The organism is Deltaproteobacteria bacterium, from assembly GCA_026388415.1.
Classification (GTDB): Bacteria; Desulfobacterota; Syntrophia; order Syntrophales; family JACQWR01; genus JAPLJV01.
This window is the reverse complement of record JAPLJV010000013.1, coordinates 1-26,988: the sequence shown is the minus strand read 5'-3', so window position 1 is coordinate 26,988 and position 26,988 is coordinate 1. Positions and strand designations below refer to the sequence as shown.

General features: G+C 47.6%; 27 protein-coding genes, 1 tRNA gene and 1 pseudogene. 22 read left to right on the top strand and 7 right to left on the bottom strand.

Translation table 11 applies throughout. The features are described 5' to 3' along the window. Positions 1-19 precede the first annotated feature (19 nt). The 9 genes from NT140_03420 to carB all read left to right on the top strand — a co-directional run bounded on the left by NT140_03420 (position 20) and on the right by carB (position 9,258). Positions 20-1,441, top strand: coding sequence for a caspase family protein (locus tag NT140_03420; GenBank protein MCX5830931.1), 1,422 nt, complete (start codon positions 20-22; stop codon positions 1,439-1,441). A gap of 86 nt (positions 1,442-1,527) precedes the next feature. Continuing rightward, positions 1,528-1,734: a PspC domain-containing protein gene (locus NT140_03415; protein ID MCX5830930.1), complete on the top strand. Its 207-nt coding sequence runs from the start codon at positions 1,528-1,530 to the stop codon at positions 1,732-1,734. A 105-nt stretch (positions 1,735-1,839) separates the two neighbouring features. After that, positions 1,840-2,127, top strand: a complete 288-nt coding sequence (locus NT140_03410; GenBank protein ID MCX5830929.1) for an HU family DNA-binding protein — start codon at positions 1,840-1,842, stop codon at positions 2,125-2,127. Positions 2,128-2,229: 102 nt separating this feature from the next. Beyond that, positions 2,230-2,754, top strand: a complete 525-nt coding sequence (locus NT140_03405; protein MCX5830928.1) for a flavin reductase family protein — start codon at positions 2,230-2,232, stop codon at positions 2,752-2,754. 30 nt (positions 2,755-2,784) lie between these two features. Then, the gene (locus NT140_03400) at positions 2,785-3,477 is read left to right on the top strand and encodes a SagB/ThcOx family dehydrogenase (GenBank protein ID MCX5830927.1); all 693 of its coding nucleotides are present in this window, start codon (positions 2,785-2,787) and stop codon (positions 3,475-3,477) included. A 51-nt stretch (positions 3,478-3,528) separates the two neighbouring features. Next, the gene (locus NT140_03395) at positions 3,529-4,095 is read left to right on the top strand and encodes a DUF1003 domain-containing protein (protein MCX5830926.1); all 567 of its coding nucleotides are present in this window, start codon (positions 3,529-3,531) and stop codon (positions 4,093-4,095) included. Between the two features lie 96 nt (positions 4,096-4,191). Further along, complete coding sequence (locus NT140_03390) at positions 4,192-4,503, top strand: cupin domain-containing protein (GenBank protein ID MCX5830925.1); 312 nt, start codon at positions 4,192-4,194, stop codon at positions 4,501-4,503. Positions 4,504-5,214: 711 nt separating this feature from the next. After that, positions 5,215-5,703: a hypothetical protein gene (locus NT140_03385; GenBank protein MCX5830924.1), complete on the top strand. Its 489-nt coding sequence runs from the start codon at positions 5,215-5,217 to the stop codon at positions 5,701-5,703. Positions 5,704-6,054: 351 nt separating this feature from the next. Next, entirely contained in the window at positions 6,055-9,258 is a 3,204-nt protein-coding gene (gene carB / locus NT140_03380; protein ID MCX5830923.1) for a carbamoyl-phosphate synthase large subunit, read from the top strand. 7 nt (positions 9,259-9,265) lie between these two features. Here the strand turns inward: carB and NT140_03375 are convergent, their stop codons facing one another. Then, positions 9,266-10,288, bottom strand: coding sequence for a molybdopterin-binding protein (locus tag NT140_03375; protein MCX5830922.1), 1,023 nt, complete (start codon positions 10,286-10,288; stop codon positions 9,266-9,268). Positions 10,289-10,394: 106 nt separating this feature from the next. Between NT140_03375 and NT140_03370 the strand changes: the two genes are divergently transcribed. The 6 genes from NT140_03370 to NT140_03345 all read left to right on the top strand — a co-directional run bounded on the left by NT140_03370 (position 10,395) and on the right by NT140_03345 (position 15,665). Beyond that, positions 10,395-12,527: a DEAD/DEAH box helicase gene (locus NT140_03370; GenBank protein ID MCX5830921.1), complete on the top strand. Its 2,133-nt coding sequence runs from the start codon at positions 10,395-10,397 to the stop codon at positions 12,525-12,527. 134 nt (positions 12,528-12,661) lie between these two features. Next, positions 12,662-12,737: transfer RNA gene (locus NT140_03365), tRNA-Glu, on the top strand. A 124-nt stretch (positions 12,738-12,861) separates the two neighbouring features. Then, entirely contained in the window at positions 12,862-13,332 is a 471-nt protein-coding gene (locus NT140_03360) for a hypothetical protein (GenBank protein ID MCX5830920.1), read from the top strand. Positions 13,333-13,670: 338 nt separating this feature from the next. Then, entirely contained in the window at positions 13,671-14,135 is a 465-nt protein-coding gene (locus NT140_03355; GenBank protein ID MCX5830919.1) for a pyridoxamine 5'-phosphate oxidase family protein, read from the top strand. Positions 14,136-14,214: 79 nt separating this feature from the next. Next, entirely contained in the window at positions 14,215-14,502 is a 288-nt protein-coding gene (locus NT140_03350; protein MCX5830918.1) for a PilZ domain-containing protein, read from the top strand. Between the two features lie 266 nt (positions 14,503-14,768). Further along, entirely contained in the window at positions 14,769-15,665 is an 897-nt protein-coding gene (locus tag NT140_03345; GenBank protein MCX5830917.1) for a prenyltransferase, read from the top strand. Between the two features lie 107 nt (positions 15,666-15,772). On the opposite strand, the gene NT140_03340 is transcribed toward NT140_03345, so the two are convergent. The 4 genes from NT140_03340 to NT140_03325 all read right to left on the bottom strand — a co-directional run bounded on the left by NT140_03340 (position 15,773) and on the right by NT140_03325 (position 18,727). Next, positions 15,773-16,750, bottom strand: a complete 978-nt coding sequence (locus NT140_03340; protein MCX5830916.1) for an alpha/beta fold hydrolase — start codon at positions 16,748-16,750, stop codon at positions 15,773-15,775. A 140-nt stretch (positions 16,751-16,890) separates the two neighbouring features. Next, positions 16,891-17,487 (bottom strand): HD domain-containing protein, encoded by a 597-nt coding sequence (locus NT140_03335; GenBank protein ID MCX5830915.1) that lies wholly within the window; start codon positions 17,485-17,487, stop codon positions 16,891-16,893. Between the two features lie 205 nt (positions 17,488-17,692). After that, positions 17,693-18,004, bottom strand: a complete 312-nt coding sequence (locus tag NT140_03330; protein MCX5830914.1) for a hypothetical protein — start codon at positions 18,002-18,004, stop codon at positions 17,693-17,695. 519 nt (positions 18,005-18,523) lie between these two features. Beyond that, complete coding sequence (locus NT140_03325; protein MCX5830913.1) at positions 18,524-18,727, bottom strand: hypothetical protein; 204 nt, start codon at positions 18,725-18,727, stop codon at positions 18,524-18,526. A 253-nt stretch (positions 18,728-18,980) separates the two neighbouring features. Here NT140_03325 and NT140_03320 point away from each other — a divergent pair, with 253 nt between their 5' ends. Both NT140_03320 and NT140_03315 read left to right on the top strand, forming a co-directional pair. Then, on the top strand, positions 18,981-19,211 hold the full coding sequence (locus NT140_03320; GenBank protein ID MCX5830912.1) for a hypothetical protein: 231 nt from the start codon (positions 18,981-18,983) through the stop codon (positions 19,209-19,211). Positions 19,212-19,349: 138 nt separating this feature from the next. Next, the gene (locus tag NT140_03315) at positions 19,350-20,636 is read left to right on the top strand and encodes an MFS transporter (GenBank protein MCX5830911.1); all 1,287 of its coding nucleotides are present in this window, start codon (positions 19,350-19,352) and stop codon (positions 20,634-20,636) included. 191 nt (positions 20,637-20,827) lie between these two features. On the opposite strand, the gene NT140_03310 is transcribed toward NT140_03315, so the two are convergent. Further along, on the bottom strand, positions 20,828-21,370 hold the full coding sequence (locus NT140_03310) for a DsbA family protein (protein MCX5830910.1): 543 nt from the start codon (positions 21,368-21,370) through the stop codon (positions 20,828-20,830). A gap of 316 nt (positions 21,371-21,686) precedes the next feature. Between NT140_03310 and NT140_03305 the strand changes: the two genes are divergently transcribed. Beyond that, complete coding sequence (locus NT140_03305) at positions 21,687-22,562, top strand: MBL fold metallo-hydrolase (GenBank protein ID MCX5830909.1); 876 nt, start codon at positions 21,687-21,689, stop codon at positions 22,560-22,562. A gap of 15 nt (positions 22,563-22,577) precedes the next feature. Further along, a pseudogene (locus tag NT140_03300) lies at positions 22,578-22,717 on the top strand (NAD(P)H-dependent oxidoreductase). Between the two features lie 87 nt (positions 22,718-22,804). On the opposite strand, the gene msrB reads toward NT140_03300, so the two are convergent. Then, positions 22,805-23,899 carry a peptide-methionine (R)-S-oxide reductase MsrB gene (gene msrB, locus NT140_03295; GenBank protein MCX5830908.1) on the bottom strand — a complete coding sequence of 365 codons (1,095 nt, stop codon included), beginning with the start codon at positions 23,897-23,899 and terminating at the stop codon, positions 22,805-22,807. A 648-nt stretch (positions 23,900-24,547) separates the two neighbouring features. Between msrB and NT140_03290 the strand changes: the two genes are divergently transcribed. From NT140_03290 to NT140_03280, 3 genes are all read left to right on the top strand, one after another. After that, a complete protein-coding gene (locus tag NT140_03290) occupies positions 24,548-26,146 on the top strand; it encodes a sigma 54-interacting transcriptional regulator (GenBank protein ID MCX5830907.1) in 1,599 nt (532 codons plus the stop codon). A 315-nt stretch (positions 26,147-26,461) separates the two neighbouring features. Then, the gene (gene tatA, locus NT140_03285; protein MCX5830906.1) at positions 26,462-26,665 is read left to right on the top strand and encodes a twin-arginine translocase TatA/TatE family subunit; all 204 of its coding nucleotides are present in this window, start codon (positions 26,462-26,464) and stop codon (positions 26,663-26,665) included. Then, positions 26,662-26,988 (top strand): pyruvate carboxylase (locus NT140_03280; protein MCX5830905.1); only part of this gene is annotated, 327 nt, incomplete at its 3' end. The genes tatA and NT140_03280, both read left to right, overlap by 4 nt.

Sequence of the window (26,988 nt, the reverse complement as noted above, 5' to 3'; positions counted from 1 at the left end):
TTCAAAAATTGGGGGCATCATGAGACATCGCCGCGCTCTAACCATCTCCCTCGTTTTCATTATTCTATCTTCGATACCTGTTGTCCATGCTGCTTCTGAAAACCGGACAGCCTTGGTCATCGGCAATGGCGGCTATGAAACGGGTCCCCTTCGCAATCCCGTCAATGATGCAGCAGACGTGGCAACATCACTCCAGAGACTAGGCTTTCAGGTAACCCTCCTCAAGAATGCAAGCCGCAGAACTATGGAAGAGGCCATACTGGAATTCGGCCGTAGCCTGAAGCGACTTAAGGGTGTGGGGCTCTTCTACTACGCTGGCCATGGGATGCAAATTGGTAGTGGGGCTAATTATTTGATTCCTGTGGGCACCCGGATTGATAAGGAATCGGATGTCCAATTTGAAGCAGTCAATGCGGAAAAAGTTTTGGCCGAGATGGCCAACGCAGACAACGGCCTCAACATTGTTTTGCTTGACGCCTGCCGGGATAATCCCTTCTCACGATCTTTCCGATCAGTTGGCCGAGGGCTTGCTATTGTCAGCAACGCCCCGTCCGGATCATTCATTTCTTATTCCACCGGGGCGAATCAAATAGCCAGAGACGGTGAAGGCCGGAACAGTCCCTACACGAAGGCATTGCTGAAGTACATTGAGGAGCCGGGTCTGACCATCGGTGATGTCTTCATGAAGATTCGTCAGAGCGTCCGCAAGGAGACCGGACAGGTTCCCTGGGAACTCTCCTCTTTGGAGGGTAGATTCTATTTCAACCTAACAGAGAGACCATCTCAGGAACCATCGGCACTCATGCGTATAGAGCAAAACGTGACAAAGGACGAACCAACCAAATCCTCAGGAGCAAGTCCTGATTTTCGTCACGTTAAAGAGGCAATGATGCCTGCTATCGTCAATGTCAGAGTGACAGTAAATTCAAAAAGTGAAAATATTTTAGAAGGATCGGGTTTTATCATATCAACGGATGGCTATATCTTCACCAATAATCATATTGTGGATAAAGCCTGGACAATCACAATTAAAATGGCAAACGGCAAGGAATTTAATGCTAAACTTATCGGGAAAGATAAAAATACAAATTTGGCCCTTTTAAAGATTAAAGTGGATGAAAGCCTTTACGTCGCACCTTTTGGAGACACTGACAAATTGCGGATTGGAGACTGGGTATTGGCACTTGGTACTTCCCTCCGCAGCTCAAGCACATTATCCCCTGGCATGATTACAAACAAGAGTTCTCGTGAAGTGATTCAAACAGACGCATCTATTAATTCCAAAGATACGGGAGGGCCTCTTGTTAATATTGAAGGTAAAGTCATAGGGATTAATAACACCATTGGAAATCAGGAAATGAGTAAAAGCACGGCCATACCGATTAACATTGCTAAAGATATTCTGTCTGATCTCAAAGTAAAGGGTTACGTATCGCGTTGATTGTAATCCGATAAGCTGACTGTCCGGGGAGTGCTTGACTTTTACAATAATGAATGCATGTGAACATTTTGAAGGGGGACTGTAATATGCAGGGCAATAATTTTTTACACAAACTGACAAAATCTCAACAGGATAAATGGATTGGCGGCGTTTGCGGAGGATTGGGGGTACATACCTCAATACCTGCTTGGTGCTGGAGATTCTTATTCAGCGTCATGTTTTTATTTTTTGGCTTTGGCCTTATATTGTATATTCTTCTATGGATATTTATACCGGCTGGAGAAAAATACTGATCCCCATATCCGGATAGAATGGGAAGAAGATTGGCCAGGGCTCAATGTAAATAACTGTGGTTCATCAACTGGACCGATAATTATCTATAATCAAAGGGGAAAATCATGGCAGTAAACAAAATTGATCTTTTAAACATGCTCAATGAGCAGCTCAGCATTCCCAAAAAAGATTCTGGCAATATCATCGAAAGTTTCTTTGCTATTATCAAGGATGAACTGTGTCAGGGTAACGACGTCGTGATCTCTCGGTTCGGGAAATGGAAAGCTAAAGCCAAAAAGAAGCGAAGAGGCAGAAACCCACAGACAGGAAAGGAGATGACGATTAATGCCAGAAGGGTCGTTACGTTTAAACCCTCTCCTGTCTTGAAGGGTGCTATTAACGCTGAGAAATGAAGTTTTAATCTAAAACTGTAAAAAGCGCAGGAGTCTGCGTTTTTCTAAAAACTGGGAGATCAATGGTTCATTTTTCTCTGATAATCCTATCATGAGGTAAGAATGAAAATGAAAATTAACGCTGAATATCTGGAATTCATGTGGCCAATGAGGCATTACTTAATCACATGCGGACAGATGCAAGTGAAAGCCAATATAATCGCGGTCAGTTTTTGCATGCCCGTATCAAAAGAACCGCCTCTTATCGCCTGTGCCATTGGAAGAAGCGCATATTCCTGTAAGCTGATCGAAAGCGAAAAAGAATTTGTCATTAATGTTCCCACAAAGGACATGGAAGCAAAGGTTTATTACTGTGGCTTTCATTCCGGCTATCAGGTAGACAAATTCAAGGAAACCGGATTAACTGCGAAACCCGCACGTATGGTAAAAACCGTTATTGTTGACGAATGTGTGGCTCATATGGAATGCCGACTAATTCAAGTGACAGAAGCAGGTGATAAGAATCTGTTTATCGGGGAAGTAATAGAGGCCTATGCAGATGAAGCGGCAATGCAAAATAAAGAAAAACCAGATTTTGCTATGGGTGAGTTTCCACGGAAAATATACGGCATAAGATTCAAGGTGTAATAATCGGAATAACAACAGGAGGTTATTCATATGAATACGAAAGCGATCAGGAAAAACCTTTTACTAATGACAGCCATCGGTTTTATTGTGGTTTCTCTAATTGCCATCTTGCCGATGACCAAGAATACAGCTTCGGCAGAAGAACAAAAACCAATCCAACTTTTAATGCCCCAGATTGCCGGCAATCCTTTGATGCAGCTTTTAGCAAAGCGAAGCTCTTCACGAGAATTCAGTTCAGAGCCATTACCGTTGAAAATTCTTTCCAACATGCTCTGGGCCGCGTCTGGAATCAATCGCCCGGAGTCTGGTAAACGGACTGCGCCTACTGCAAGCAACCGGCAAGAAATGGACATCTATGTTGCTACTGCTGCCGGTCTTTACTTCTATGATGCAAAATCCAGCCTTTTGAAACCAATACTGGCACAAGATATCAGAGGATTGACCGGTACTCAGGCATTTGTAAAGGAAGCCGCTGTGAATCTTATTTATGTGGCTGATTATTCCCGGATGACTTCATCGTCAGATGAGGTCAAGACCATGTATGCGGGAGCTGCCACCGGATTCATAAGCCAAAATGTTTATCTTTATTGTGCCTCCGAAGGATTGGCAACGGTTGTACGCGCCATGATAGACAGGCCAGCCCTGGCAAAGGTCATGGGATTGCGAACGGATCAGAAAATCATTCTATCGCAATCGGTCGGATACCCCAAGAAGCAAAAATAATGGGAGCAGGAAACTGACGAAGATTTACATTGAGAATGGGGATAACCATAGATGAATCAGAAAACACGTGACAAAGCAGAAGAACTCTTTCGCTCGAAATATGAACAACTTACAGAATTAGAAAAACATGTTGCTCACCATATAACCGAAAGAACACCAATTTCGACAAATGTCGTTCAAGACCTTTCAGAACAACTGACTCTCGGTCAAAAAATGGCAGACAAGGTCGCTTCTTTTGGGGGGTCTTGGATCTTTATCTCAATATTTTTGGGCATAATGGTTATATGGATTATCCTAAATTCATTTATCCTAATCAAGCTTAACAGCTCATTTGATCCATACCCATATATTCTGCTAAATCTTGTCCTATCTATGCTGGCTGCCCTTCAAGCTCCAATTATTATGATGTCTCAAAATCGGCAGGCCTATAAGGATCGGTTACGTGCTGAACACGATTACGAAGTCAATTTAAAGGCGGAGCTTGAAATAATAGGGCTCCACGAGAAAGTTGATTTGCTCAGGGAACATCAATGGGATGAACTGATTGCAATCCAACAGGAGCAGCTAAAACTCTTGGGTCAATTAGTTGAGGAACAAAGCAAAAAGCAGGTTCAATAGTTTTCTATGGGAGAAAAAGCGGGCGTTTAAAATATTGAGATTTATTAAACAACCACGGCATTATTGAAAAATGCTTTGGGCATAAAGGAGGACGGCATGACTCAGCAAGTATTGAATATGAAGGATATGGTAGCTTATCAGGATGGCTCTGTTGTCAGCAAAGAGATTATCAAGAAATCAACCGGGACAGTGACCATCTTTGCTTTTGATAAGGATCAGGGGTTAAGTGAACATACGGCTCCCTTTGATGCTCTGGTTCAAATAGTGGATGGTGAGGCGGAGATTATTATTTCCGGAGAACCCCATCATTTAAAGGAAGGGGAAATAATCATTATGCCTGGTGGAAAACCGCATGCATTGAAGGCTTTGAAGAGATTCAAGATGATGCTGGTGATGATTAAATCGTGATGCGTACAACTAGCTGATATATCTTGTAAAGACGTTATCAGGGGAGAGCTATGGACTTCAAAACCTCAAATTCTATCCGAAACCTCTTTGACACTCAGTCCGAATCTCTCATCAATTTTGCCTATGTGATACGTCAATGGTTCTTCACAAGGACGGTGCCTTGGGATATTGAAGTTGTAAAGGTTATCTTCCAGGTAAAAGAAGGCAGGTGAAAAGGTTATATTCCCCTATGCGGTCTTGGGGGATCGGCAAGAGCTGGCAGGAATTTCTGGCCAGTGAGGGAATGTGTGCTCTGGTCTGTGAACCGGTGATAATAAACAATCCATTGGACTTTGCTGAGTTTTCAAGTTTAACTGGTTATAATGAGCAGTTTTAGGAGGGTGATTTTTCTGGAGAGCGGGAGATACACTTCTTCTGAAAGCAACAAATTTCTAAGCTCGACGAAAATGCATGATTTCGATTCAGGATCGAGGACTAAACGTTTTGGAAGATAGAGTCAAACCAAAAGAGCAGAAAAAGTGGCAAACATGCTTGTATTGTAAAAGCTCCCTTCTTTCCGCTCATAAAATGAAGGGGGCTTTTTTTTCGAGAGAATCAAGGAATTTTCCGTGCTGGAATTGACTGGACGCCATGTGCTCGCATACCCCGAACAGGGGAGAGCCGTTGGTGCGTTATCCGATCTACACCCAGCCAACTTGGGGGGGAACTTAAATGAAACTGAAACTGTTTTTCTTAATGGTTTTTTTACTTTCGGGTTGTGCCTATACGCAATATACAAATTATCAGGATAAGTACCAAGAATACATTATTGTTAAAAATGAGAAATTGTCAAAGGAAGAGGTGACAACAAAATTAAAAGAGATATTGACTTCTGAATGGGCACCAATAGAATTTGATAATAACATGGGCATTATAACGAAGTGGAAGGGAACGAGAGATAAGCGAGGCGGTTATTTTATACCTACCCCGTTTATAGTTGCCTTTGGTAAATTCTCAAGTGGAACACCAGGTGCATTTCGTATTATTGCAAACATTTCAGAAGAAAAACCCTATAAAATTAGCCTAAAAGTGGAGGCTAAAATACTTACGCCACTTGACCCCAAACCGGAAGATTTATACGTGACTCAAGAGGATGTGGACAAAGTGGCCAAGGGTATACAAGGCTACATAATAAAAGACATGGAAGAAAAGTTTTTATAATCTGTCCGAACTGTCCTGAATTGGCCTTACCAAGACTCGCAAGATCAACCTTGCCCACAGCAAAGGTAAAATGCCTTAGGAGGTGGTAGTTGAGGAACTCACCGCCGTTATCAGAATCGAAACCGAGGATGGGGAAAGGGAGGGTTTTTTCGATGTTTTTGATTTGTTCCAGGACTTCTGTTTCGCCCTTCCCCCGGACGGCACGTTGTTCTGTCCATCCGGTGGCGATATCTACGAAGTCCGTAGAAATTGATTGACACACCCAGCCGCTTTTCTTATACTCCGGGCGCAAAAAGAAACCGAGTTCCTACCGAACCCCGATAAAATATACCGCCAGCCAAGGAGAGTCCCATGCCAAAAAGAAGTGACATCAGCAAAGTTCTGATCATCGGTTCCGGTCCTATCGTCATCGGCCAGGCCTGCGAGTTTGATTACTCCGGGACCCAGGCCTGCAAGGCCCTGCGCCAGCTCGGTTATCAAATTATCCTCGTCAACTCCAACCCGGCTACCATCATGACCGATCCCGGCATGGCCGATGTCACTTACATCGAACCGCTTAACCTGCAATCGCTGACGGAAATCATCGAAAACGAACGCCCCGATGCCATTCTGCCGAACCTGGGCGGCCAGACGGGTCTCAACCTGACCTCCGAGCTGCACAAGACCGGCGTCCTGGAAAAATACGGCGTCCGGGTGATCGGCGTCCAGGTGGATGCCATCGAACGGGGCGAAGACCGGATCGCCTTGAAAGCGACGATGAATCGCCTCGGCATCGACATGCCCAACAGCGAGCCGGCCTACAGCGTTGAGGAAGCGGAGAAGATCGCCGCCACCCTCGGATATCCCGTGGTGATCCGCCCGGCCTACACCATGGGCGGCACGGGCGGCGGCCTCGTATACAACATCGAAGAGTTGCGGACCGTGGCCAGCCGGGGCATTTCCGCGAGTCTGGTAGGGCAGATTCTTATCGAGGAATCCGTGCTGGGCTGGGAGGAACTGGAGCTGGAAGTCGTCCGGGACGCCAAGAACAAACTGATCACTGTCTGCTTCATCGAAAATGTGGACGCCATGGGCGTCCATACGGGCGATTCCTACTGCACCGCCCCCATGCTCACCATTAGCCCGGAGCTTCAGGCCCGGCTTCAGAAGTACTCCTACGACATCGTCGAGGCCATCGGCGTCATCGGCGGCACGAATATCCAGTTTGCCCACGATCCCGCCACGGGCCGGGTGGTCATTATCGAGATCAATCCCCGCACTTCCCGTTCCTCAGCGCTAGCCTCGAAGGCCACGGGCTTTCCCATTGCCCTCGTCTCATCTTTGCTGGCCGGGGGGATGACCCTCGATGAGATCCCCTACTGGCGGGAAGGCACCCTGGACAAATATATCCCCTGGGGCGACTATGTGGTGGTGAAGTTCTCACGCTGGGATTTCGAGAAATTTCCCGGATCAATTGACAAGCTGGGAACCCAGATGCGCGCCGTCGGTGAAGTCATGAGCATCGGCAAGACCTACAAGGAGGCCTTCCAGAAGGCCATCCGCTCCCTCGAAAAGGGCCGGGCCGGTCTCGGTTTCGTAAAGGACTTCCACACTAAATCTTTGGAAGACCTGATGGAGCTCCTGGCGGAACCGTCCAGCGAACGCCAGTTCATCATGTACGAGGCTATCCGCAAGGGGGCGGACGTTGCAGAACTGCAGCGCCGGACCCACATCAAGGCCTGGTTCATCGGCCAGATGAAGGAACTGGTGGAACGGGAGGAAGAAATCCTGAAATATAAGGGCAAGTCCCTGCCGGATGACCTCTTGCGGCAGGCCAAGCAGGATGGTTTTTCCGACCGCTACCTCGCCCAGATTCTTGGCCTTCCGGAAGCTGAGATCCGCCGGCAGCGCACGACCCTGGGGGTGGTGGAGTGCTGGGATGCCGTTCCCGTCAGCGGCGTCGCCAATGCGGCCTACTACTATTCAACCTATAACGCCCCCGATAAGGTGAGCGCCAGCAAGAACAAGAAGAAGGTCATGGTTCTGGGGGGCGGTCCCAACCGGATCGGGCAGGGCATTGAATTTGACTACTGCTGCGTCCATGCGGCCTTCACCCTCAGGGACGAGGGCTATGAATCCATCATGGTCAACTGCAATCCGGAAACGGTCTCCACAGATTACGATACGTCGGACAAGCTCTATTTCGAACCCCTGACGGTGGAAGATGTCCTGGCCATCTACGAAAAGGAAAAGCCCCTGGGCGTCATCGTCCAGTTCGGCGGTCAGACGCCCCTGAACATCGCCCTGCAGCTCGCTCAGGCCGGCGTCCGCATCATCGGCACCTCGCCGGAGACGATTGACATGGCCGAGGACCGTGACCGCTTCAAGAAGATGATGGAAAAACTGGGTATTCCCATGCCGGCCTCAGGCATGGCGAGCAACCTGGACGAGGCCATCGCCATTGCCGGACGAATCGGCTATCCTTTGATGGTTCGCCCCTCCTACGTCCTGGGCGGCCGCGGGATGGAAGTGGTATATGACGGAGAAATGCTCAAACGTTACGTAAAGGCGGCCGTCGGCGTAACGCCGGAGCGGCCGATTCTGATTGACAAGTTTCTGCAAAATGCCATCGAGTGCGAGGCCGACGCCATCTCCGACGGCACGGATGCCTTCGTTCCCGCCATCATGGAGCATATCGAACTGGCCGGTATCCATTCCGGCGATTCGGCCTGCGTCATTCCGCCGATCAGCATCCCCGCCCGGCACATGGACACGATCAACGATTACACCCGGCGGATCGCCGTGGAATTCGGCGTGGTCGGACTTATGAATATCCAGTATGCAATTGCGGGCGACGTGGTTTACATCCTCGAAGCCAACCCCCGGGCCTCCCGGACGGTGCCTCTGGTTTCCAAGGTCTGCAATATCTCCATGGCCCGCATCGCCACCCAGATTATCCTGGGAAAGAAACTGGCCGATTTGCAGGTCCGGCACCGCTCTTTCCCGCATTTCGGCGTCAAGGAATCCGTCTTTCCCTTTAACATGTTCCAGGAGGTGGATCCCGTGCTGGGTCCGGAGATGCGCTCCACGGGTGAAGTGCTGGGACTGGCCGACTCCTTCGGGCTCGCCTTCTACAAGGCAGAAGAAGCCGCCCAGCAGGTTTTACCGGCGACGGGAACGGTGCTGATCACGGTGAATGACAACGACAAGGGCGGCGCTTTGGAGGTGGCCAGGGCCTTCTCCAAGCTGGGATTCGTCATCAAGGCCACTACGGGGACGCAGAAGTTCCTGGCCGACAACAGCGTTCCGGCGGAGGTGATTCTCAAGCTGCACGAGGCGCGCCCCAATATAGTTGACGGCATCAAGAACGGCGACATCCAGCTCGTCATCAATACCCCGAGCGGCAGGCTGGGCCAGCACGACGATTCATACATCCGGAAGGCGGCCATAAAATACAAAATCCCGTATATTACCACCATCGCCGCCGCCGTAGCCGCAGTGAAGGGCATTACGGCTTTCCGGCAGGGACATGGCCGAGCCAAGTCTCTGCAAAGCTACCACAAGGATATCCGGTAAAAGGTCATCATTTGCCGAAGGGGCAGACTGGATAGCGGCAACTTTCGCAGTGCATGCACAGGCCGCCGTGACCGGCCTCGGCAATAACGTTTTTCGTGATCTCTTCTCCCGCCAGGACCCGCGGCAGAATCAGATCGTAGGCCGTCGCGGGAGAATAATAGACGCAGGCCGGCAAACCCAGAATCGGCTTGCCGTCCAGCAGGGCGTAGAGGAGCATGGCACCGGGCAGGATGGGACTGCCATAAGAAATAATTTTTGCACCGGCCTTACGGACTCCCTTGCGGGTCACGTCGTCGGGGTCAACGGAAAGGCCTCCCGTCGTCAGGATCAGTTCGCAGCCCAGGTCCTTCAGTTCCAGGATGGCCCGGGAGATGGCCCCGGCGTCGTCGGGAACAATAATCTTTTTCACCAATTCGCAGCCGTAGTTGATGACTTTTTGCCCCACATAGCGGTCGAATTCGTCCTTGATAAGACCATTGAATATCTCCGAACCCGTCACCACGCCGCCGACGCGCATTTTCCGATAGGGCAGGATCTGCAGAACAGGTCGGGGGTCGGCGGCGGCCAGCTCTTCCAGCCGGGTGATCTTTTTTGTTGCTATCGTGAGCGGAATAATCCTGGTCCCCGCTACGACCTGCCCTTCCCGGCAGGGGAAATTGGTCTTCAAGGTGGCCACGATAATGCTGCCCAGCTTGTTTATTTTCAGGAGTCCGGTAACGTTGACTTTCAGCAGTCCGGCACAAGTGCTGACAATACTTGATTTTCCCTCCCGAGGCTCTGTCCAGTTCAGGTTGCTGCCGGCAATAGCCCGGGCGATGCGCAGGGCCGCGTCATCTTCGTGGAGCTGATTAGCCGAGAGCTCAAAGGCATACAGAAAGCGCTTCCCTAATTTCAATAGTTCCGCAACATCTTCCTCTCTGACAACATGACCTTTTTTGAATCCTACCCCCTTGAACTTGCCGGGAATAATCCGCGTGATGTCATGCGCCAGCACCGTCCCCACTGCCTTTTCCACCGGAATCTTCTGCATCGCCAAACCTCGCTTCGTAAGTTAGAATTTGAATTGCAGACTATGTTTTCCGTCACCCAAAGTCAAGAAAGAAGGACCGGAAGTTACTTTACGAGGCGGATTATCTGTGATAGAAACGGACGAAACTAATGTCGGTCAACCAACAGAAAGAGTTACCCAACTATTGGACAAAAAAAGATATTTCTCCCGCAAAAAAACAATTGCCCGGCCTGACCGGTCCAAAGTAAGCCGGCAGCACTTTCAGATGCGTCCGGAAATCGAACCGGCGCTGAAAAATGTCCTGGCAAAAATTGGCAAACCCGCGCCGTCATCCTTTATCCCCGATCCCTTCCAATTAGAGGCTCTGGAAGCCGTCAAACGGACGGACTGCCTCGTCACGGCACCTACGGGCGTCGGTAAAACATGGATCGCCGAGCAGGCTATCCGTGCGGTATTTGAAAAGGGGGGCCGCTCTTGGTATGCCTCACCCTTAAAGGCCCTGACCAACGCGAAATGGGTTGAATTCGGCCACAAATTCGGAGTCGCCAATGTCGGCATCCTGACCGGAGATACGAAGGAGAACGTTGATGCCCCCATCATCGTGGGCACCACGGAGATTTTGAGAAATCAGCTCTATGACGTCATGCATCACGGCGACAACCTGAACTGCGACCTCGTCATCCTGGACGAAGCCCACTACCTGGGGGACCGCGATCGCGGCGTCGTCTGGGAAGAGATCCTGATCTATCTGCCCGTGCGGGTCAACGTGCTGCTGCTCTCGGCCACAATCGGCAATAACGATGAAATTGCCGCCTGGCTTTCTTCCCTGCGGGGCCGGGAATGCGTGGTTGTAAAAGCAGAGAAACGGCCGGTGCCGCTTTACCCCCTGTTCCTCCATCCTTCCGGCAGGATCATGCCCTACCTGGAAAAGAGAAAGCTTTTTCCCGGCCTGGTTCAGTTCATAGAAAACAAGAGAGGCCATGGCGCCGGGAGGCCGCCCGACTTTGGACAAATCATCAATGTTATGGAGGAATTTGATCTGCTGCCGGCTATCTTCTTCCTGAAATCACGCTCGGAATGCGACGCCGCCCTTAAAAGCTGTTTTAAAGGCGCCGCCCACCGCAAAGATGAAAACTTTGACGGCGCTCTGGAAGAATTACTGAGCCGTTTCCCCTATTTGAGAAACCACAAGCAGTTAAACTATCTGGAACGAGCCCAGGTTGCCACCCACCACGGCGGACAGTTGCCGGCCTGGAAATTCTTTGTGGAAACTCTTATGAAGATGGGGAAACTGCGCGCCATTTTTGCCACCTCCACCGTGGCGGCGGGGGTGAATTATCCGGCCCGGACGATTGTTTTATTCAACTCCGACCTATTCAACGGCAATAATTTCAGCCCCTTAAGCAGCACGGAGTTTCATCAGATGACCGGGAGGGCTGGAAGGAGAGGCCGTGACAATATCGGCTTTATGCTGGCCGTTCCCGGGCGCTTCATGGATATCCAGCATCTTCAGAAACTCTTCTTTAAAAAGCCCGACGATATCTTAAGCCGGATTCGCAATGACTTCTCCATGATCTTGAATTTACTGCTTTCCCAAACGCCGGAGGACATCCGGGCGATATTTGAAAAGTCACTGGCCTCCTTTCAACTGAGCAAGGGGGAGAGGAGTCGGGCGGCCAAAGGGGGAAGCAACCTCTGGAACGATTGTCTCCGCCACCTCAACTTCTTGAAGGTGGAGGGTTTTATAAACGAGGCTAATCGCCTGACGGAATCGGGCGTCTGGGCATCTAAACTCCGGCTGGATCATCCCCTGCTGATTGCCGAGTGCCTGAAGAAAGAGGCATTCCCGAAGCGGGATGAAAAACTCCTGGCGGCCATGGTGGCGCCCTTTGTCTATGACGGCGACCAGGACATCAAAATCACGCATAAACCAATTGCCCGGAAGCTTGCGCAGGCCCATCACAAGGTCAGCCGGGCGATTGCGGATTTATCCGCACGGATGGCGGCGGCGGGATTTTCCACCAACGTCCTCTACCTCTGGACAAGTTCGGTCATTTACGATTGGGCGCAGGGCGAGGACTGGGATGATATCGTTCGCCACATGGGCATTGCCGATGGAGATCTGGCCATGCTGGTGCTGAGAACAGCCGATAATCTCCGCCAGATTGCCTCGCTCCGGGAAACGCACCCGGAAATAGCCTCTCTGGCGGCCAAGGCCAGGGAAGTCATCCTGCGGGAACCGGTGGTTTTTGGATCATAAAATGATTGCTAACTTCCAGATCGGTCATTTGCCGCTTGACATATTCCCGAAAAAAAGGATATAAGCGCGTCCTCACGGGAAAACCTGTATAAACCGCACCTTCCCTGCTGACTGTTTATTTTGCTTTTACATGTGTCCCCATCGTCTAGTGGCCTAGGACACGGGCCTTTCACGCCTGTAACCGGGGTTCGACTCCCCGTGGGGACGCCAATAATAAATACAGGGACATAGGGAAAAATCTCGGTCCCTTTTTTATTGTCCTGATTTTGTAAATCTGGATGAGTGGTAGTAAAATAGCCGGTGAATGCGATCAATAACGGGTACACTGCTTGATATGAAAAATTCAATCCTAATATTCATAACCCTGATCGTACTGTTAGGAACGGGCGCAGCACAGGGATTTGACGTGGATGGTCTGAAAAATGGAATGAAAAAAGAAGCAGTTATGGCGATATTTTCACGTTTGAATTTTGAAAACGTCATGGATAAGGGTGACCAGGTTCAATTTTATGACCTGAATGTTAAAGAAAACAATAGATATTCCGCGGTCACTTTCAAAAACAATAAGCTTGTTGGTTATTCAAAAAATCTCAGACCATCAATATCTAATTATATTAAAGCATTCAAAGCACTGAGCGAAGAATATGGAGCTACGGCCAAATGCAAATCAACATCCGAGACCATATCAGTAGGAGAAATTGAAGAACTACACTGCACGTGGTTATCCCCTATAGATGAAGTATCAATCACCTATTCAATCCTGCCATCAAGTGACCAACTATCTGTTTCCTATATAGCCCGATAAGCAATGGATCCATTTTAAATACGTCTAATTTTTACAGGTCAATACCAGACAAGGAGAATCAAGTGCTTCCTCAATCTATTGAATCCTTAATCGTTTTAGTGGTCACTTGTTTTATCGGATTCTTGATCGGTCAATGGATAAAAAATAGGGGAAAGAAACCGATGGCAGGAAGTGAATTCATGACCAGACCGGAGAGTACCCAGCAAAGAAAGCGCATTTCAAAAAAGGAGCGGCTCAAGGCTCGTAGATCCTTGAAATAACAGCGTCATTCCTGAGTAAATTGGGTATCAACAGCAATTTTGATGGGGAATCAGGTGGGAACGGAGAGGGTAAACAAGATGCGCAAAAGTTTGAGAAGAAAAGATAGGGAATTGACCAGCGATCTTGCATCTAAGTTGTTTTCAGAATGTGAATATGGTTTTTTGTCCACCGTTGATATTGATGGACAGCCGTATGGAATTCCATTGAACTATGTTTTTCAAGACAATTGTGTTTATTTTCACTGTGCTTTAGAGGGGTACAAACTGGAGAACATAGAAGCTAACAATAAAGTTTCTTTTTGTGTCGTCGGTAAAACAAGGGTTGTTCCTGACAAATTTGCAATGCTCTATGAAAGCGCGATTGCTTTTGGAGCGGTTTCCGAGGCATTTGGGGATGAGAAACAGGATGCATTGGTCAGTCTCTTAGAAAAATATTCCCCTGGTTATATTGAAGAGGGGAAAAAAGCTATTGATGCACACGGAAAAGAGACCAGGGTTATGAGAATAGACATTGACTACATGACTGGAAAGGAGAGGGTATAATTGATGTGCTTGACATAGGGGGCGATTTACGATAGTGTCCACGATGTTATTTTCAGAACTTATAAATTGAGTGGGAAACATGGAAGAAAGACGGCGGTATAAGCGATCATTAATTGCGGATAGTGGAGTAAAATTAATCGAAGTCAACACAGGATATGAACCGGAGCTCATAAATATAGTGGACTTCTCATCTGGTGGATTGTCTCTAAGTGCTGATAAAGCTTTTCCTGTGGATACGGATATCAATATTGCTCTTGCTACATCTGAAGAAAAGAAAATTGCCTTGACTGGAAAGGTTATTTGGACTCAACTGAAAGCAGATGCGTGGATGATCGGTATTTCTTTGATGTCAACTTTTCGGAATTAAACGTAATTTACTTACCAAACCATCATTCCTCAAACTTATGACGCAGGTAATTCCTCAAGGGACAACGACAAAGAGATTGCAATCCAAACCACCCCAAGAAGAATTCCCGGATCACCGTCCAACCAATCCGTGATACCAGTGATATAGAAAATATCAAGAAGCTATTGTCCACCAATACCAGGGATCTATTGCTATTCACTATTGGAATAAACAACGGATTGAGATGTGGCGATAAACGATAGCATCATTTAGAGAGAGGTATTCCTATGAAAAAAGATTTAGCCGCCCGACTTGGTCCGGCACGAGTACCTTTTTTACTGCTTCCGCCAATGTGCGCACTGCTCGGTTGGGCAACAGCTTCGCAGGAACACGTTCCAATCAGTACGCTTTCCATTATTCTGGTTTTTATTGGAGCAGTAGCATCACATATCAGCGTCAATGCTTTTAATGAATATGCCGATTTTCGCTCTGAGCTTGATTCAAAAACAAAACGCACTCCTTTCAGCGGAGGAAGTGGAACTCTGCAAGAACGACCGGAACTCGCAGCATGGGCACTTGGGCTCGCGATCGGAACAGCAATTCTTACTGCAGCCATTGGAATCTATTTTGTCATTATTTGCGGTCCCGGTATTCTTCCTATGGGCATTGGCGGACTGGTGATTGTGATCTCTTATAGTTTCTGGGCTGTACGTAACTCATTCTTCTGTCTAATCACCCCTGGTTTAGGATTCGGTACATGCATGGTCATGGGCACCAACTTTGTTCTTTCCGGTCACTACTCGTGGTCCTCTGCGATTGCTTCACTGATCCCATTCTTTCTTGTGAATAACCTTCTGCTTCTCAATCAGTTCCCGGATGTTGAGGCCGATCGAAGCGTAATGCGAAAAAACCTGCCCATCAGTGCCGGGTTGAATTTGAGTGCGCTGGTGTATGCAATTTTTAATCTTCTGGCATACGCTGCAATTGTCGCAGGAGTTTTTTTGAAGGTATTTCCACCACTTGCTCTTCTAGGGTTAGCGACTGCTTTTCTCAGCATTCCGTCAAGCATCGGTGCATTTAAGCACAGTGATGATATTCCAAAATTAATACCATCTATGGGCCAGAATGTCGTGGTTAATCTGCTTACGCCGGCACTATTAGCTGTAGGAATTTTCTGGGGATAAAAATATCGGCAATCACACAGCCCGGCTTGTACAATGTTGTTGCTGTCAGGTGACCTACTTCAGAAACGATTCTCTCGTGTTCAATTCGTCAAAAGAAGCACTTCGGGTCATTCCGCCTCCTCGCTGGCAAGGGTTTCGCCTATACATCTCTCATACCAACATCCGAACGGAAAGGGGTCAAGAAAGCCGCAGTGGCCGCCATATCGTTGTATAGAGAGGTTCAGATATCGGTTCCGGGGCAGAAGATTGAAGTCCTCCGCACAAACCACAGGGTCGTCGGCCGCCGTGAAGATCGTAACCGGTGTGGATAGTGGGAGGATGGCGTTGCCGGTCATCGTATAGCGGCGAAAATAGTCCCGGTAATCACCAAATTTGGTATACCAGGGCATAATGGCTTCCGTAAGTGCCATACAGGTTCTATGGTGCAGAACTGCGTCAAAATTGTAGAGCTCTGGAAAGCAGCGTTGTTTTTGTTTCAGGGACCGCTTCCACTTTGCCAGAAAATAACGGCGGTAAATAGAGGGGCCTGCATCAATGGCAAGAGTCGCTTTATAGGGGTCAAGGGCGGGGCTGATGCAGAAAGTATTTCTTAAATTAGGAATCGGTGAAATGGATTGGCGAAGAGCTATCCGAAGTGCGAAGTTTCCACCAAGTGAAAATCCTATTAAATAACACGGGCGATCCGGCAAAAGCCTGGCTGCATTGGCGACTGCCTCTGCTGTTTCTTCAGTCATCGCGCCGTGAAAAAGTTCCCGATTCAAATGATGGCTTTTGCCGTGATCCCATAGGTTGAGGCGGAAGATGTCATAGCCCTTGCGGTAAAAATAGCGTCCCGTGGATAGCATATAGGTGGAGTCTGCGCTTCCTTCCCATCCGTGGATCAGAATGATCAACGCCTTGGGGGACCGCACGGTTTGTCGTGAATTGTAACCAAGGAGGCGACCGCCATTTCCGGTAGAAACAATCGTCTCCTCGACGACATCGGACATTTCATTTTTTCCTGCAACCCGCAGTTGCAGGCTGCCGAATATGGTCTGTATGTGAGGGCTTCTGGTCAATAAGGCAGGCGTGAAAGGTTCATACATCGCTATATCCTGTAGGATGATTATTCAAGCAGCTCCTAAACGATCAACCTTACTCGACTCCAAGGAAGTAGTAACTTGCGGTCGTTATTACACATACTGTCAATAAAACTTCGTCTTACGGCAACTAAACTGACTTTTTCTTATAGACTAATTTCCTGTGCGATTTTTTGCATTGAACCCAGGCAAATTTCTATAAATTTTTCAATTGGGATATTCAGACCGTCTGGATTCGCGCACATAGACACTTCTTCCCTTCTTGTTCCAGCAGCAAACTTCGGTTCCTTTAAGAAGCGTTTTACGACGGAAGACAATTTAACGTCGGCTAATTTTTTGGAAGGAAGAATCAAGGCCACGGCCGTTATAAGGCCTGTCAGGCTATCGGCGCATAAAATTGCCCAATGGGCTTTATTTTCCGGATGGACACCAGTTAATTTAGATGCGTGAGCTTTGATAATTTTAAGAACGGTCTCAGAAATTTCTATCCCATATTTTTCCAGCGCCTCTTTTGTCTTGGCCGGATGCTCGCTTTTAAATTCCCCGCCATAATCAATATCATGTAGCAACCCCGCCGCCAGCCAGTCTTCTCTTCCAGGTTCGTTGCCACCCAATTGGTCATTGGCCATTAAATATTCGTATATTCCAGCCATGCAAGCCTCAAGGGCCAAGGAATGATAGAAAATATTTTGTTCGAGCTGAGCATGAATCGCTTCTATGTATTTTTTTCGGTCATATTGCATGCGATTTTATCCTATGGTGAAAGATAGTTGGCTCGAACCTCCAATGCCACAATATCCCCAAGACCAGAGGGAACTGCGCTTTTACACACGAAATGGGAAAAAGGTCGAGCGAGACAGATGCCTGGCCTTCCTGGTGAATTGGAAATTTTGAAAGAATAGGTCGTCAAAACAGTCCAAGTATTTAGCATTTCAAGTTATTTAGCAACTATAATATTTCAAACATAGCCTGAAGTTCCCTAATCAAAGTAACCTCCATTTCGATGAAGCTATCGTCAATTAAAATAAATTCTATCTCGTAATATGTTTGATATTCCACCGCACTGGTGGCGTGCTCGACTACCTGAGTAATGGCAATATCCTTAAGTCCTTCAAAGTCCTTAGTCCCGGATAGTTCCGTTTTACGGAGGATGAGACGCATGGCTTTTTTGGCATCTTCGACATTTTTGAGAATAATATCTATCCCCTCCAATTTTTTAATAGCCTTGGTGATTTTTTCATCACGTACTTTAATTCTCATTTGATTCCTCCACATCAATTAAAAGCATTTATTTGCCTTATGAGGTTCTTGATCCCTCTAGGAGTGTAGTAAATATGGATTAAGGTGTCAACAAAATTGCTCTCTTTCCTATTTGATAATCTATTGGACACGTAAAAACATTCCCGGCACCATGCATAAGTATCCTTAAAATCCAGGTTCATTGAAAGGAGTAACAATCATGAGAGAAGCAACACTAACCAAAGCATTAAAAGGAGTCCTCAGCCTGTTGTCCCATCTCAAGAAAAATCCTGCTTTCAGACCCATTAACCAGATCGCGCCATTTCAGAGATAGTTTTTCCTCTTTTATTTCACCCATAGGGAAATTGGAAAATTGAGCATTTTCCTGGTCATGGTAATTACCACCGGCAAGAGTTGCCCCATAAACAAAAGCCCCTCTAAGAATCGAAGTTCTTAAGAGGGGCTAACGAAATCCGCCTATGCCGTCTTATCTTTTGCTGGAGTCAGTCATTTGAATTCTTGGTCTTTTAAGGGTGATAATCACCACGAAGACCGGGTTCTTCTCTTTTCGTTAACATCCAGTAGAATAGACTCAATACGTGCATCGCAGAGTCTCGCCTGTTTGATACCATTATCGGCATATTCTTCAAAGAACATGAGTGCAATATTAAAGAGGGCTGCAATGCTTGCTTTTTCATAGGCTGTAATTAGCCCACTTAAATAACCGCCCTTCAGGCAGTTCATGATTGCTACCAATGCTTCGCGATGCTCTTCTTGTTACCTCCCGTGAAATGATTCAACTTTCTTTCATAGCCCAGAGACATAATTCAAGCCGCGCATTGAAGCACCTCTTTGATCTTAATATACGTCTGCCCATTGTTAATGTCAACACCGGCGCCGCAATAATGTCCAGCTTTATATCAACGGCATCCAAGTTGCTCTGTCCGAATCTTACCATTAATTTACCCCTATAGAAAAATGCCGTCATGAAACAGTCTTGATCATGGTGGTTCTCGTCGGCAATATCCGGCGCAAACTGACAAAAACTGAAATTATGGAAAGGCTGCTGAAGATGTTGCAGGCGGACAGGGACGTGGATTTCCTGCTGGCGCTGGACGAGAAAGACCTGACGACGTTGCTGATTGCCCTCAGGGAAAGAATCGAGCAGTTGAAGAAAGAAGATGTACCAATGGCTATCATCGGAATGAATAGTGATCCCGGTGAGTAACACGCTTGAAGTTATTTATGCGGCTTTTTATCGTATCCTTCCTTGATGCCATGAATCCTGCATTGACATAGCCTTCTCTTCCATATATTCAGATTCCCTATATTCACGTATTGACATACATGTAAAAGGTAAAAGAAAATGGCTTCTGGTAATCCCTTTGCTGCTTTAAATGGTATGCAAAGAACGTTTCGAGCCTTACACCATAGAAATTACCGTCTTTTTTTTGGCGGTCAGAGTATCTCTCTCATCGGCACCTGGATGCAGCAGCTTGCCATGAGCTGGCTAACCTATCGGTTAACACATTCAACGGTCCTCTTAGGCGTTGTTGGATTCTCCAGCCTTATCCCTTCTTTTCTTTTAGCCCCGTTTGCGGGTGTATTGATCGATAGATGGGAGCGGTACCGCGTAATGATAGTAACCCAAATTCTTGCGATGATTCAGGCTGTGGTTCTGGCGCTATTGGTTCTTACTGGCATGATCACGATCTGGCATATTATCATATTGAGCACATTACTGGGAATTATCAATTCCGTTGATAATCCTGTTAGACATGCATTGATCATAGACTTGGTTGAAAGCAAAGAGGATTTGAGTAATGCCATTGCATTAAGCGCTTCCATGTTCAATGTGGCCCGCCTGGTTGGTCCCTCTATCGCCGGTGTTCTAATATCTCTCGTTGGCGAGGGGGTCTGTTTTCTTATAAATGCTTTAAGCTTTATAGCGGTTATTATATCGTTATTGTCAATGAAAGTTACATCTAAGGAAAGAAAGATGCACCGGACGCCTTTCTGGCAGGATATAAGAGAAGGATTTGCTTATGCATTCGGTTTTCCTCCTATTCGGTATATATTAATGCTTATCGCCTGGACTAGCTTGGTAGGGATGTCCTATAATGTGCTAATGCCTGTTTTTGCCCGGGATATTCTTCATGGCGGAGCCCATACGTTTGGCTTTTTGATGGCAGGCACGGGTTGCGGAGCATTAATTGGGTCCATTTATCTTGCTACGAGAAAGAGCGTCCTGAACTTGGAGAGAATTCTTGTCATCACATCGCTTCTTTTTGGGATCGGCCTCATATTATTATCTCTGTCTCATGTTGACTGGATCGCTCTGATATTTATGATGTTGATTGGTTTTGGGATGATTTCGCAATTCGCTGGCTGCAATACAATTTTGCAGACTATTGTTGAAGAGGACAAACGTGGCCGGGTTATGAGCTTGTTCATCATGACCTCTATCGGTACGATACCCTTCGGCAGTCTTTTGGCTGGCAGTATGGCACAAATCGTCGGTACCCCTCAAACAATTAGGATAAGCGGGCTCTTATGCATATTTGGTGCAGTTATGCTGGCAGTGAGACTGCACGCCTTCAGGGCCATGATCCACCCAATTTACATAAAGAAAGGCATCATTATGAAAACATAAACAGGCATTCAGAATAACACCCGTGCTCGGCGCGGGCACAACGAAACATGAAAATCCCCCCATCCCCCCCTTTGGTAAAGGGGGGATGGGGGGATTTTCGAATAAATCGGAAGGTCAGTTTCCTGGTACAAAGGCATTTGTCTCCAGATAGAGCACTTGTTACTTTGTAAGGGGCTGACTTTCCGCTATTATCATACCTTGTTCAAAGTATCTCTAAAGACATCAAGCGGTTGAGCGCCAACTATCTTGTACTTCTCATTGATAATGAAGGTCGGCACACCGGTCAGGTTGATCTTTCCCCCTTCTTTTCTTGCGGCCGTCAATCGTGATCTGTAGCGGCCATCCTTCAGGGCATTTGCCAAATCATCGGCATCGAGCCCATTTGCCGTTGCGACAGCTTTGATGACGTTAATATTTCCGATATCATGAGCTTCAGTAAAATAGGCGTGAAGCATATGTTCATGAAAACTTTCGTATTTACCCATGTCGCGGGCATATTCTGAAGCTTCCAGGGCAAGGCGTGAGTTGGACAGCAAGGTGCGATTGCCGAAAACGATGCCAATTTCTTTACCCCGTTGACGTAATTGGTCATACATCTTGGATACGTCATATCCCTTGAATCTTTCAGATAACAGAATGCCTTCAGGTGGCGTTTCAGGATGGAGCTCGTAGCTGACCCAGGTATCATTGATGTCGTAGGTCTCTTTTAATTTGTTGACAATGCCCTTGCCGATATAACAGAAGGGTCAAATATAATCTGAGAAGATTTTGATTTCGATGCTCATTTCAGCTCCCGTAATTGCCGGTCTAAAGAGATCTCGCCGGTTTCAAATTACCATAAAAATAATTCCGGCGGTCATTACTACTTTTTCCTATCAACCAACTCCTTCAGCGCCTTACCTATGAGACATAGAAGGCTGATAATGCGTTCAAGAACGGTGCTCCATAAGACATGCCCTTGAATATAATGCTTGATATTAAACTGGAATTAGTAGCACTGTAAGCAAATATCAGTCTTGCTGGTCAAGATTTTAACACGTAGGAGAAGGTATGAAAAGAGCTTTCTTAAAATTATTTTCTATTCTCATTCTTGTTATTTTATCTTCAATATCGGTATCTGGTCAACAATCCCAGGTCCCCGCCGCTTCAGCACCGGTCATTTCGAAGCAGGTGGCGCCTAACATCTATTTGTTCACCGGCGGTAGGGGTGCGAATACTGGTGCATACATCGGCGATAAGGAAGTGCTGCTCATCGACTCCAAACAGGATTCGGGATCGGTTGCGCAGGTGCTAGCGGCAATAAAGGAACTTACGAACAACCCGGTCACCCGTCTGGTGAATACGCATGCGGATGGCGATCATATATTCGGCAACCGCTTCCAGCCCACTGGAGTAACCTTCATCGCGCAAGAGAACTGCCTGAAAGAGTTTTTCATGCCCTCCATGAATGGCACCCCATCTGATTGGAACAATCCGGCGCTCAAGGCATTTCTGCCCTCGGTCACCTACAAGGACAGATTGGATATTCAGGTCGGAGCGAAACGTATCGAGCTCTATTATTTCGGAGTTGGCCATACCACTGGGGACACGGTAGTGTATTTTCCGGATGAGAAAGTGGCGTTCATTGGCGACCAAATATTCACCACTCGGGTACAGCTGATTCATGCCTACAAGGGCGGGAGCTCGCTTGGCGAGGTAAGCGCCCTGGAAAGAATGCTCTCTACCATAGATGCCCAGAAATTTGTCTGCGGTCACAATGATATGATCGATCGCACTGCGGTCCAGAACCATATTGCCCAGATGAAAGAACTGCAGGAGAAAGTGCGTGGTCTCAAGGTGAAAGGTCAGAGCATTGAGGAGGCGCAAAAACAGTTCGAACAGAACCAGTCATCCCTTGTTCAGACGATTTATAACGAGATAAAATGAGACCGGGGTTAACTTATGAAAGTAATAGCCTTAAACGGAAGTCCAAGAAAAAAATGACCGCTACGTTGTTGAAGCATGCCCTTGATGGTGCAGCTTCCAAGGGAGCTGATACTGAGGTGGTACATCTTTATGATTACAATTACAAGGGCTGCATAATTTCCTTTTGAGGGTTGTTTGCACACTTATTCAAGTCAAATATACGCATCAACCGGATGAACCCGACCAGATCAGCAGAAGTCCGGCTACTTTTTTTCAAAGAGATTTCGATATTGCCCGTAGCCTTCCTTCTCAAGATCATCTTTCGGTATGAAGCGAAGCGCTGCGGAGTTCATGCAGTAGCGGAGCCCTGTCGGCGCAGGACCGTCCGCAAACACATGTCCGAGATGGGAGCCGCCTTGACGGCTTTTCACCTCAGTCCGCTGCATGAAGAGGCTGCCGTCGCTCTTCTCCATGACCGCCTCCGGATCGAGCGGCCGTGTGAAGCTTGGCCAGCCCGTGCCGGAATCGTATTTATTCAGCGAACTAAAGAGGGGCTCACCTGTGGCGATGTCCACGTAGATTCCCTCTTTTTTGTTGTTCCAGTACTCGTTTTGGAATGGCGGTTCGGTGCCTTCCCTCTGCGTCACCTGGTATTGAAGCGGAGTCAGTCTTTTCCGCAGGGTCTGTTCATCAGGTTTTGTGTAGGCCTTGCTGGATGGCGGCACTGCAGAACGCGGTTCATTTTTCCAGATCTTTTCCAGGAACTGGTCCCGCCCTGACCCCTGCCGGTAATACTTGTACCGTAGCTGGTTCTTCTTGTAATAATCCTGATGATGCTCCTCAGCGTCGTGGAATCTGGTGAATCTTACAATCTCCGTGACGATCGGCTTGCCGAAACGCCCCGATTTCCCGAGGGCCTCCTTTGATTTCTCGGCGATCCTTCTCTGTTCCTCATCGTGATAGAAGATCACACTGCGGTAATAGGGCCCACGATCTGCAAATTGTCCGCCGGTGTCGGTCGGGTCGATGTGCCTCCAGAAGATCTCGAGAATCTTTTCGTATGAGATTTTCGAAGGATCGTAGAAGACCTGCACTGCCTCCACGTGCCCTTTCTTGCCGTAATCCTCGTACGTCGGGTTCTCACCTGATCCGCCCGTATAGCCGGAAATGACCTTGATAACCCCGGACCCCTTTTCAAAATCGGCTTCCACGCACCAGAAACAGCCACCGGCCAAGGTCGCGATCAGGATTTTTGCATTCGCCTGATCCATTTTCTTTACCTCCTTCCGCGCGGCCTGCCCTGTTGCAGATACTATCACCATGAAGATCGCCGCGATATAGATAAGGATTTTCTTCATATCATTAACCTGAATTCGATGTTCGTTCGTACTGGGTAATTTAGCAATGATCCTGCCGATGTCAAACTGCTGTGGACTGGAAGGTTGTTGTGTGTCGTACCGGCGTGAATGCAAGGCTGCGAATCTTACTCTTACGGTAAATGTTGTTTTCTCGGTCAAACACATCTGTCCATCAGTTCAAATACAGATAGCTATTTTTTTGATCAGGGTATATTGCTGAGTGCCAGATGAAATGTGGCATTTGGGGGGGATGATCGGGGGCAAGGCTATCTTCCTGAAAGCAATAAAACATCAACCTTGAAGAAAATGCTTGAGTTCAATCGGTAATAAATGCTGCTGCTTTCTCAGCGAAGCTAATTTGAGGCGAGAGGTGTACCTTAATTGTGCTCAAATATGACCTGTTGCCGAGTGACTCGACCAAAAGGAGAGCTGATTTCTCAGATGAGTGGCCGCCGATCCATCTTCCTTACCAAATCGCATCGTCATCCCCTGCTTTTTGATGCAAAATAGATGGAGAATATCCCTTGACAAGCAAAAACAGCACATCTATATCTCCGCCATCGAAAGGCAGTATCTTATCAAATAAATTTCAATCAATTCTGATTGAAATTGATTTTGGGTCTTGACAACTGGAGGTCTGTTTACCTGTTGCTAGAAAAACCTACCTATGAAGAACTCGAACAAAGAATCGGAGTTCTCGAAAAACAATCAATAAAATACCCGCGGACTCAAAGTAAGCTGAGTGAAACATTACAGCGGCTTAATTTCCACATCAAGAACGCCCCTCTGGCAGTTGTAGAATTTAACAATTACTTTCAGGTTACCTATTGGTCAAATCAAGCAGAGAAGATTTTCGGATGGACTGCCGAAGAGGTGATGGGCAAACGGATCGACCAATTACGATGGGTTTACGATGACGATCTGCACCATGTCGCCGAGTTGAGTGCTGAGATGCTTGCCGCACGCCGAACCAGTAACGTCCATATAAACCGCAACTATCGCAAGGACGGCTCGGTTATCACTTGTGAGTGGTACAACTCGGTGTTGTTAAACCTGGAGGGGAAACTCATTTCTATCCAATCCCTGGCAAGGGATATCACGGAGGAACGTCGTTTAGAGGCCGACTTAAAGGCAACGAACGTCAAATTGGAGTCGGCCCTGACCGAAATCAAACAGACAGCAGAAACTCTGGCGAGAGCCTTTGATGAGATTAAGAGACTGAAGGACCAGTTGGAGGCCGAGAATATCTATCTCCGCGACGAAATGGAATTAAAAGAGGGGTATCGCGAAATCATTGGCACAAGCGATGCTATAGAATCCACAATACGCAAGGCTCGGCAAGTTTCCCGTATGAAGACTACGGTGCTCCTCACCGGTGAGACAGGAACCGGAAAGGGTATCTTCGCGCGCTTACTCCATCGGGAAAGTGACCGCAAAGATAGGCCCTTTGTGAATGTAAACTGTGCCAGCCTGCCTGCCAATCTCATCGAGAACGAGCTCTTTGGCAGTGAAAAGGGCGCTTTCACTAGCTCCACAGCACGGCAGATCGGCCGTTTCGAGCTTGCCGACAGGGGCACCATCTTCCTGGACGAGATCGGCGAGATCCCTATAGAATTGCAGGCAAAGCTCCTAAAGGTCATTGAAGAGGGGGAATTCGAGCGCCTCGGTAACCCGCATCCTATAAAGGTGGATGTCCGGATCATTGCGTCTACCAACCGAGACCTCCAGGAAGAGATAAAAAAAGGCCGGTTTCGACGGGACCTTTATTTCCGACTCAATATTTTCCCCATCACCATTCCCCCCTTGAGGGAGAGGAAAGGGGATATACCACTCTTCGTGAAAGCCTACGTGAAAAAATTCAACAAGAGCCACAACAAAGATATTAAAAGGGTTTCCACTAAGGTCATGGAATCTTTTAAAAGCTACGCCTGGCCAGGAAATGTGCGAGAACTGATTAGTGTTATCGAACGGGCCATCATAGTAAGCGAAGGCTCCGAACTCAAACTTGCAGAAAAGATTGATGCCATGCCTATAAATTCTGTCCGGGAGGATGAGTCTCCCTCTGCCGGATCAAGAGTAACGAAGGCCTTGGCAGAGGCTGAGCGGGAACACATCCTCAAGGCACTTCAACAAACCGGCTGGAGAATCGAAGGATCTCAGGGGACTGCGCTGATTCTTGATTTGCATCCGAACACCCTGAGGGCTCGCATGAAGAAGCTCGGCATCAAGAGACCAGGACGCCCTTAGAACCATTCCTCAAGCCACACATCCTCCAGAACCCACAATGACCTGCCCGACAAATAATTCAGAAACAACCAAATATGGTGGGAAGATCCACCATCGCTCCGCTAAACTCCATTTCATCATTCAGTTAAATACAAATATAATCATAACGTTATATATTTTTGCCTCTCGTGGGTTTGGTTGGCACATATGTTGATATAGCTCACATGTCAAGACATAAAGAAACATTGCTCCTTGACCTGAAACGACATGTATCCATGGGTTTGCCGTAGGGTGCTCCAATAAAACACGTTCACGTCAATGAGGAGGTAAAAAGATATGTTTGGAATTGGCATGCCGGAAATGATTGTAATTTTGGTGATTGCCCTGATTATCTTCGGGCCTGGCAAACTACCGGAGGTCGGCAACGCCATCGGCAAAGCGATCCTGGGGTTTAAAAAGGCCGTGAATGAGCCGGAAGAGAAATCAGGAGAATCTTTAGAGGTAAAGAAAATCAAGGATAATGGAGGAAATGAGAAATGACAGACATTATGAGAAACGGCCCCGTCCATCCCGTCCAGATCCAGGACAACACTTTCCGGGACGGCCATCAGTCTATCTTTGCGACCCGCATGCGCACGGAGGACATGCTCCCGATCGCCGAACAAATGGACGAGGTCGGTTTCTGGGCCATGGAGGTTTGGGGAGGCGCCACGTTCGATACGATGCACCGCTTTCTCAACGAGGATCCCTGGGAAAGACCCAAAACTCTGAAACGCTACATCAAGAAAACACCATTCTCCATGTTGCTGCGTGGTCAGAATCTTGTCGGCTACCGCAACTATCCGGACGATGTTGCCAAGGCC

Excerpts from the sequence above, each read along its gene's own strand:
- NT140_03415 (MCX5830930.1), top strand. The coding sequence starts at position 1,528 with ATGCAGGGCAATAATTTTTTACACAAACTGACAAAATCTCAACAGGAT.
- NT140_03395 (MCX5830926.1), top strand. The coding sequence starts at position 3,529 with ATGAATCAGAAAACACGTGACAAAGCAGAAGAACTCTTTCGCTCGAAA.
- NT140_03350 (MCX5830918.1), top strand. The coding sequence starts at position 14,215 with ATGGAAGAAAGACGGCGGTATAAGCGATCATTAATTGCGGATAGTGGA.
- NT140_03345 (MCX5830917.1), top strand. The coding sequence starts at position 14,769 with ATGAAAAAAGATTTAGCCGCCCGACTTGGTCCGGCACGAGTACCTTTT.
- NT140_03400 (MCX5830927.1), top strand. The coding sequence starts at position 2,785 with ATGAATACGAAAGCGATCAGGAAAAACCTTTTACTAATGACAGCCATC.
- NT140_03390 (MCX5830925.1), top strand. The coding sequence starts at position 4,192 with ATGACTCAGCAAGTATTGAATATGAAGGATATGGTAGCTTATCAGGAT.
- NT140_03305 (MCX5830909.1), top strand. The coding sequence starts at position 21,687 with ATGAAAAGAGCTTTCTTAAAATTATTTTCTATTCTCATTCTTGTTATT.
- NT140_03335 (MCX5830915.1), bottom strand. The coding sequence starts at position 17,487 with ATGCAATATGACCGAAAAAAATACATAGAAGCGATTCATGCTCAGCTC.
- NT140_03420 (MCX5830931.1), top strand. The coding sequence starts at position 20 with ATGAGACATCGCCGCGCTCTAACCATCTCCCTCGTTTTCATTATTCTA.
- NT140_03375 (MCX5830922.1), bottom strand. The coding sequence starts at position 10,288 with ATGCAGAAGATTCCGGTGGAAAAGGCAGTGGGGACGGTGCTGGCGCAT.
- carB (MCX5830923.1), top strand. The coding sequence starts at position 6,055 with ATGCCAAAAAGAAGTGACATCAGCAAAGTTCTGATCATCGGTTCCGGT.
- msrB (MCX5830908.1), bottom strand. The coding sequence starts at position 23,899 with ATGAAGAAAATCCTTATCTATATCGCGGCGATCTTCATGGTGATAGTA.
- tatA (MCX5830906.1), top strand. The coding sequence starts at position 26,462 with ATGTTTGGAATTGGCATGCCGGAAATGATTGTAATTTTGGTGATTGCC.
- NT140_03405 (MCX5830928.1), top strand. The coding sequence starts at position 2,230 with ATGAAAATGAAAATTAACGCTGAATATCTGGAATTCATGTGGCCAATG.
- NT140_03325 (MCX5830913.1), bottom strand. The coding sequence starts at position 18,727 with ATGAACTGCCTGAAGGGCGGTTATTTAAGTGGGCTAATTACAGCCTAT.
- NT140_03385 (MCX5830924.1), top strand. The coding sequence starts at position 5,215 with ATGAAACTGAAACTGTTTTTCTTAATGGTTTTTTTACTTTCGGGTTGT.
- NT140_03410 (MCX5830929.1), top strand. The coding sequence starts at position 1,840 with ATGGCAGTAAACAAAATTGATCTTTTAAACATGCTCAATGAGCAGCTC.
- NT140_03315 (MCX5830911.1), top strand. The coding sequence starts at position 19,350 with ATGGCTTCTGGTAATCCCTTTGCTGCTTTAAATGGTATGCAAAGAACG.
- NT140_03360 (MCX5830920.1), top strand. The coding sequence starts at position 12,862 with ATGAAAAATTCAATCCTAATATTCATAACCCTGATCGTACTGTTAGGA.
- NT140_03355 (MCX5830919.1), top strand. The coding sequence starts at position 13,671 with ATGCGCAAAAGTTTGAGAAGAAAAGATAGGGAATTGACCAGCGATCTT.
- NT140_03330 (MCX5830914.1), bottom strand. The coding sequence starts at position 18,004 with ATGAGAATTAAAGTACGTGATGAAAAAATCACCAAGGCTATTAAAAAA.
- NT140_03340 (MCX5830916.1), bottom strand. The coding sequence starts at position 16,750 with ATGTATGAACCTTTCACGCCTGCCTTATTGACCAGAAGCCCTCACATA.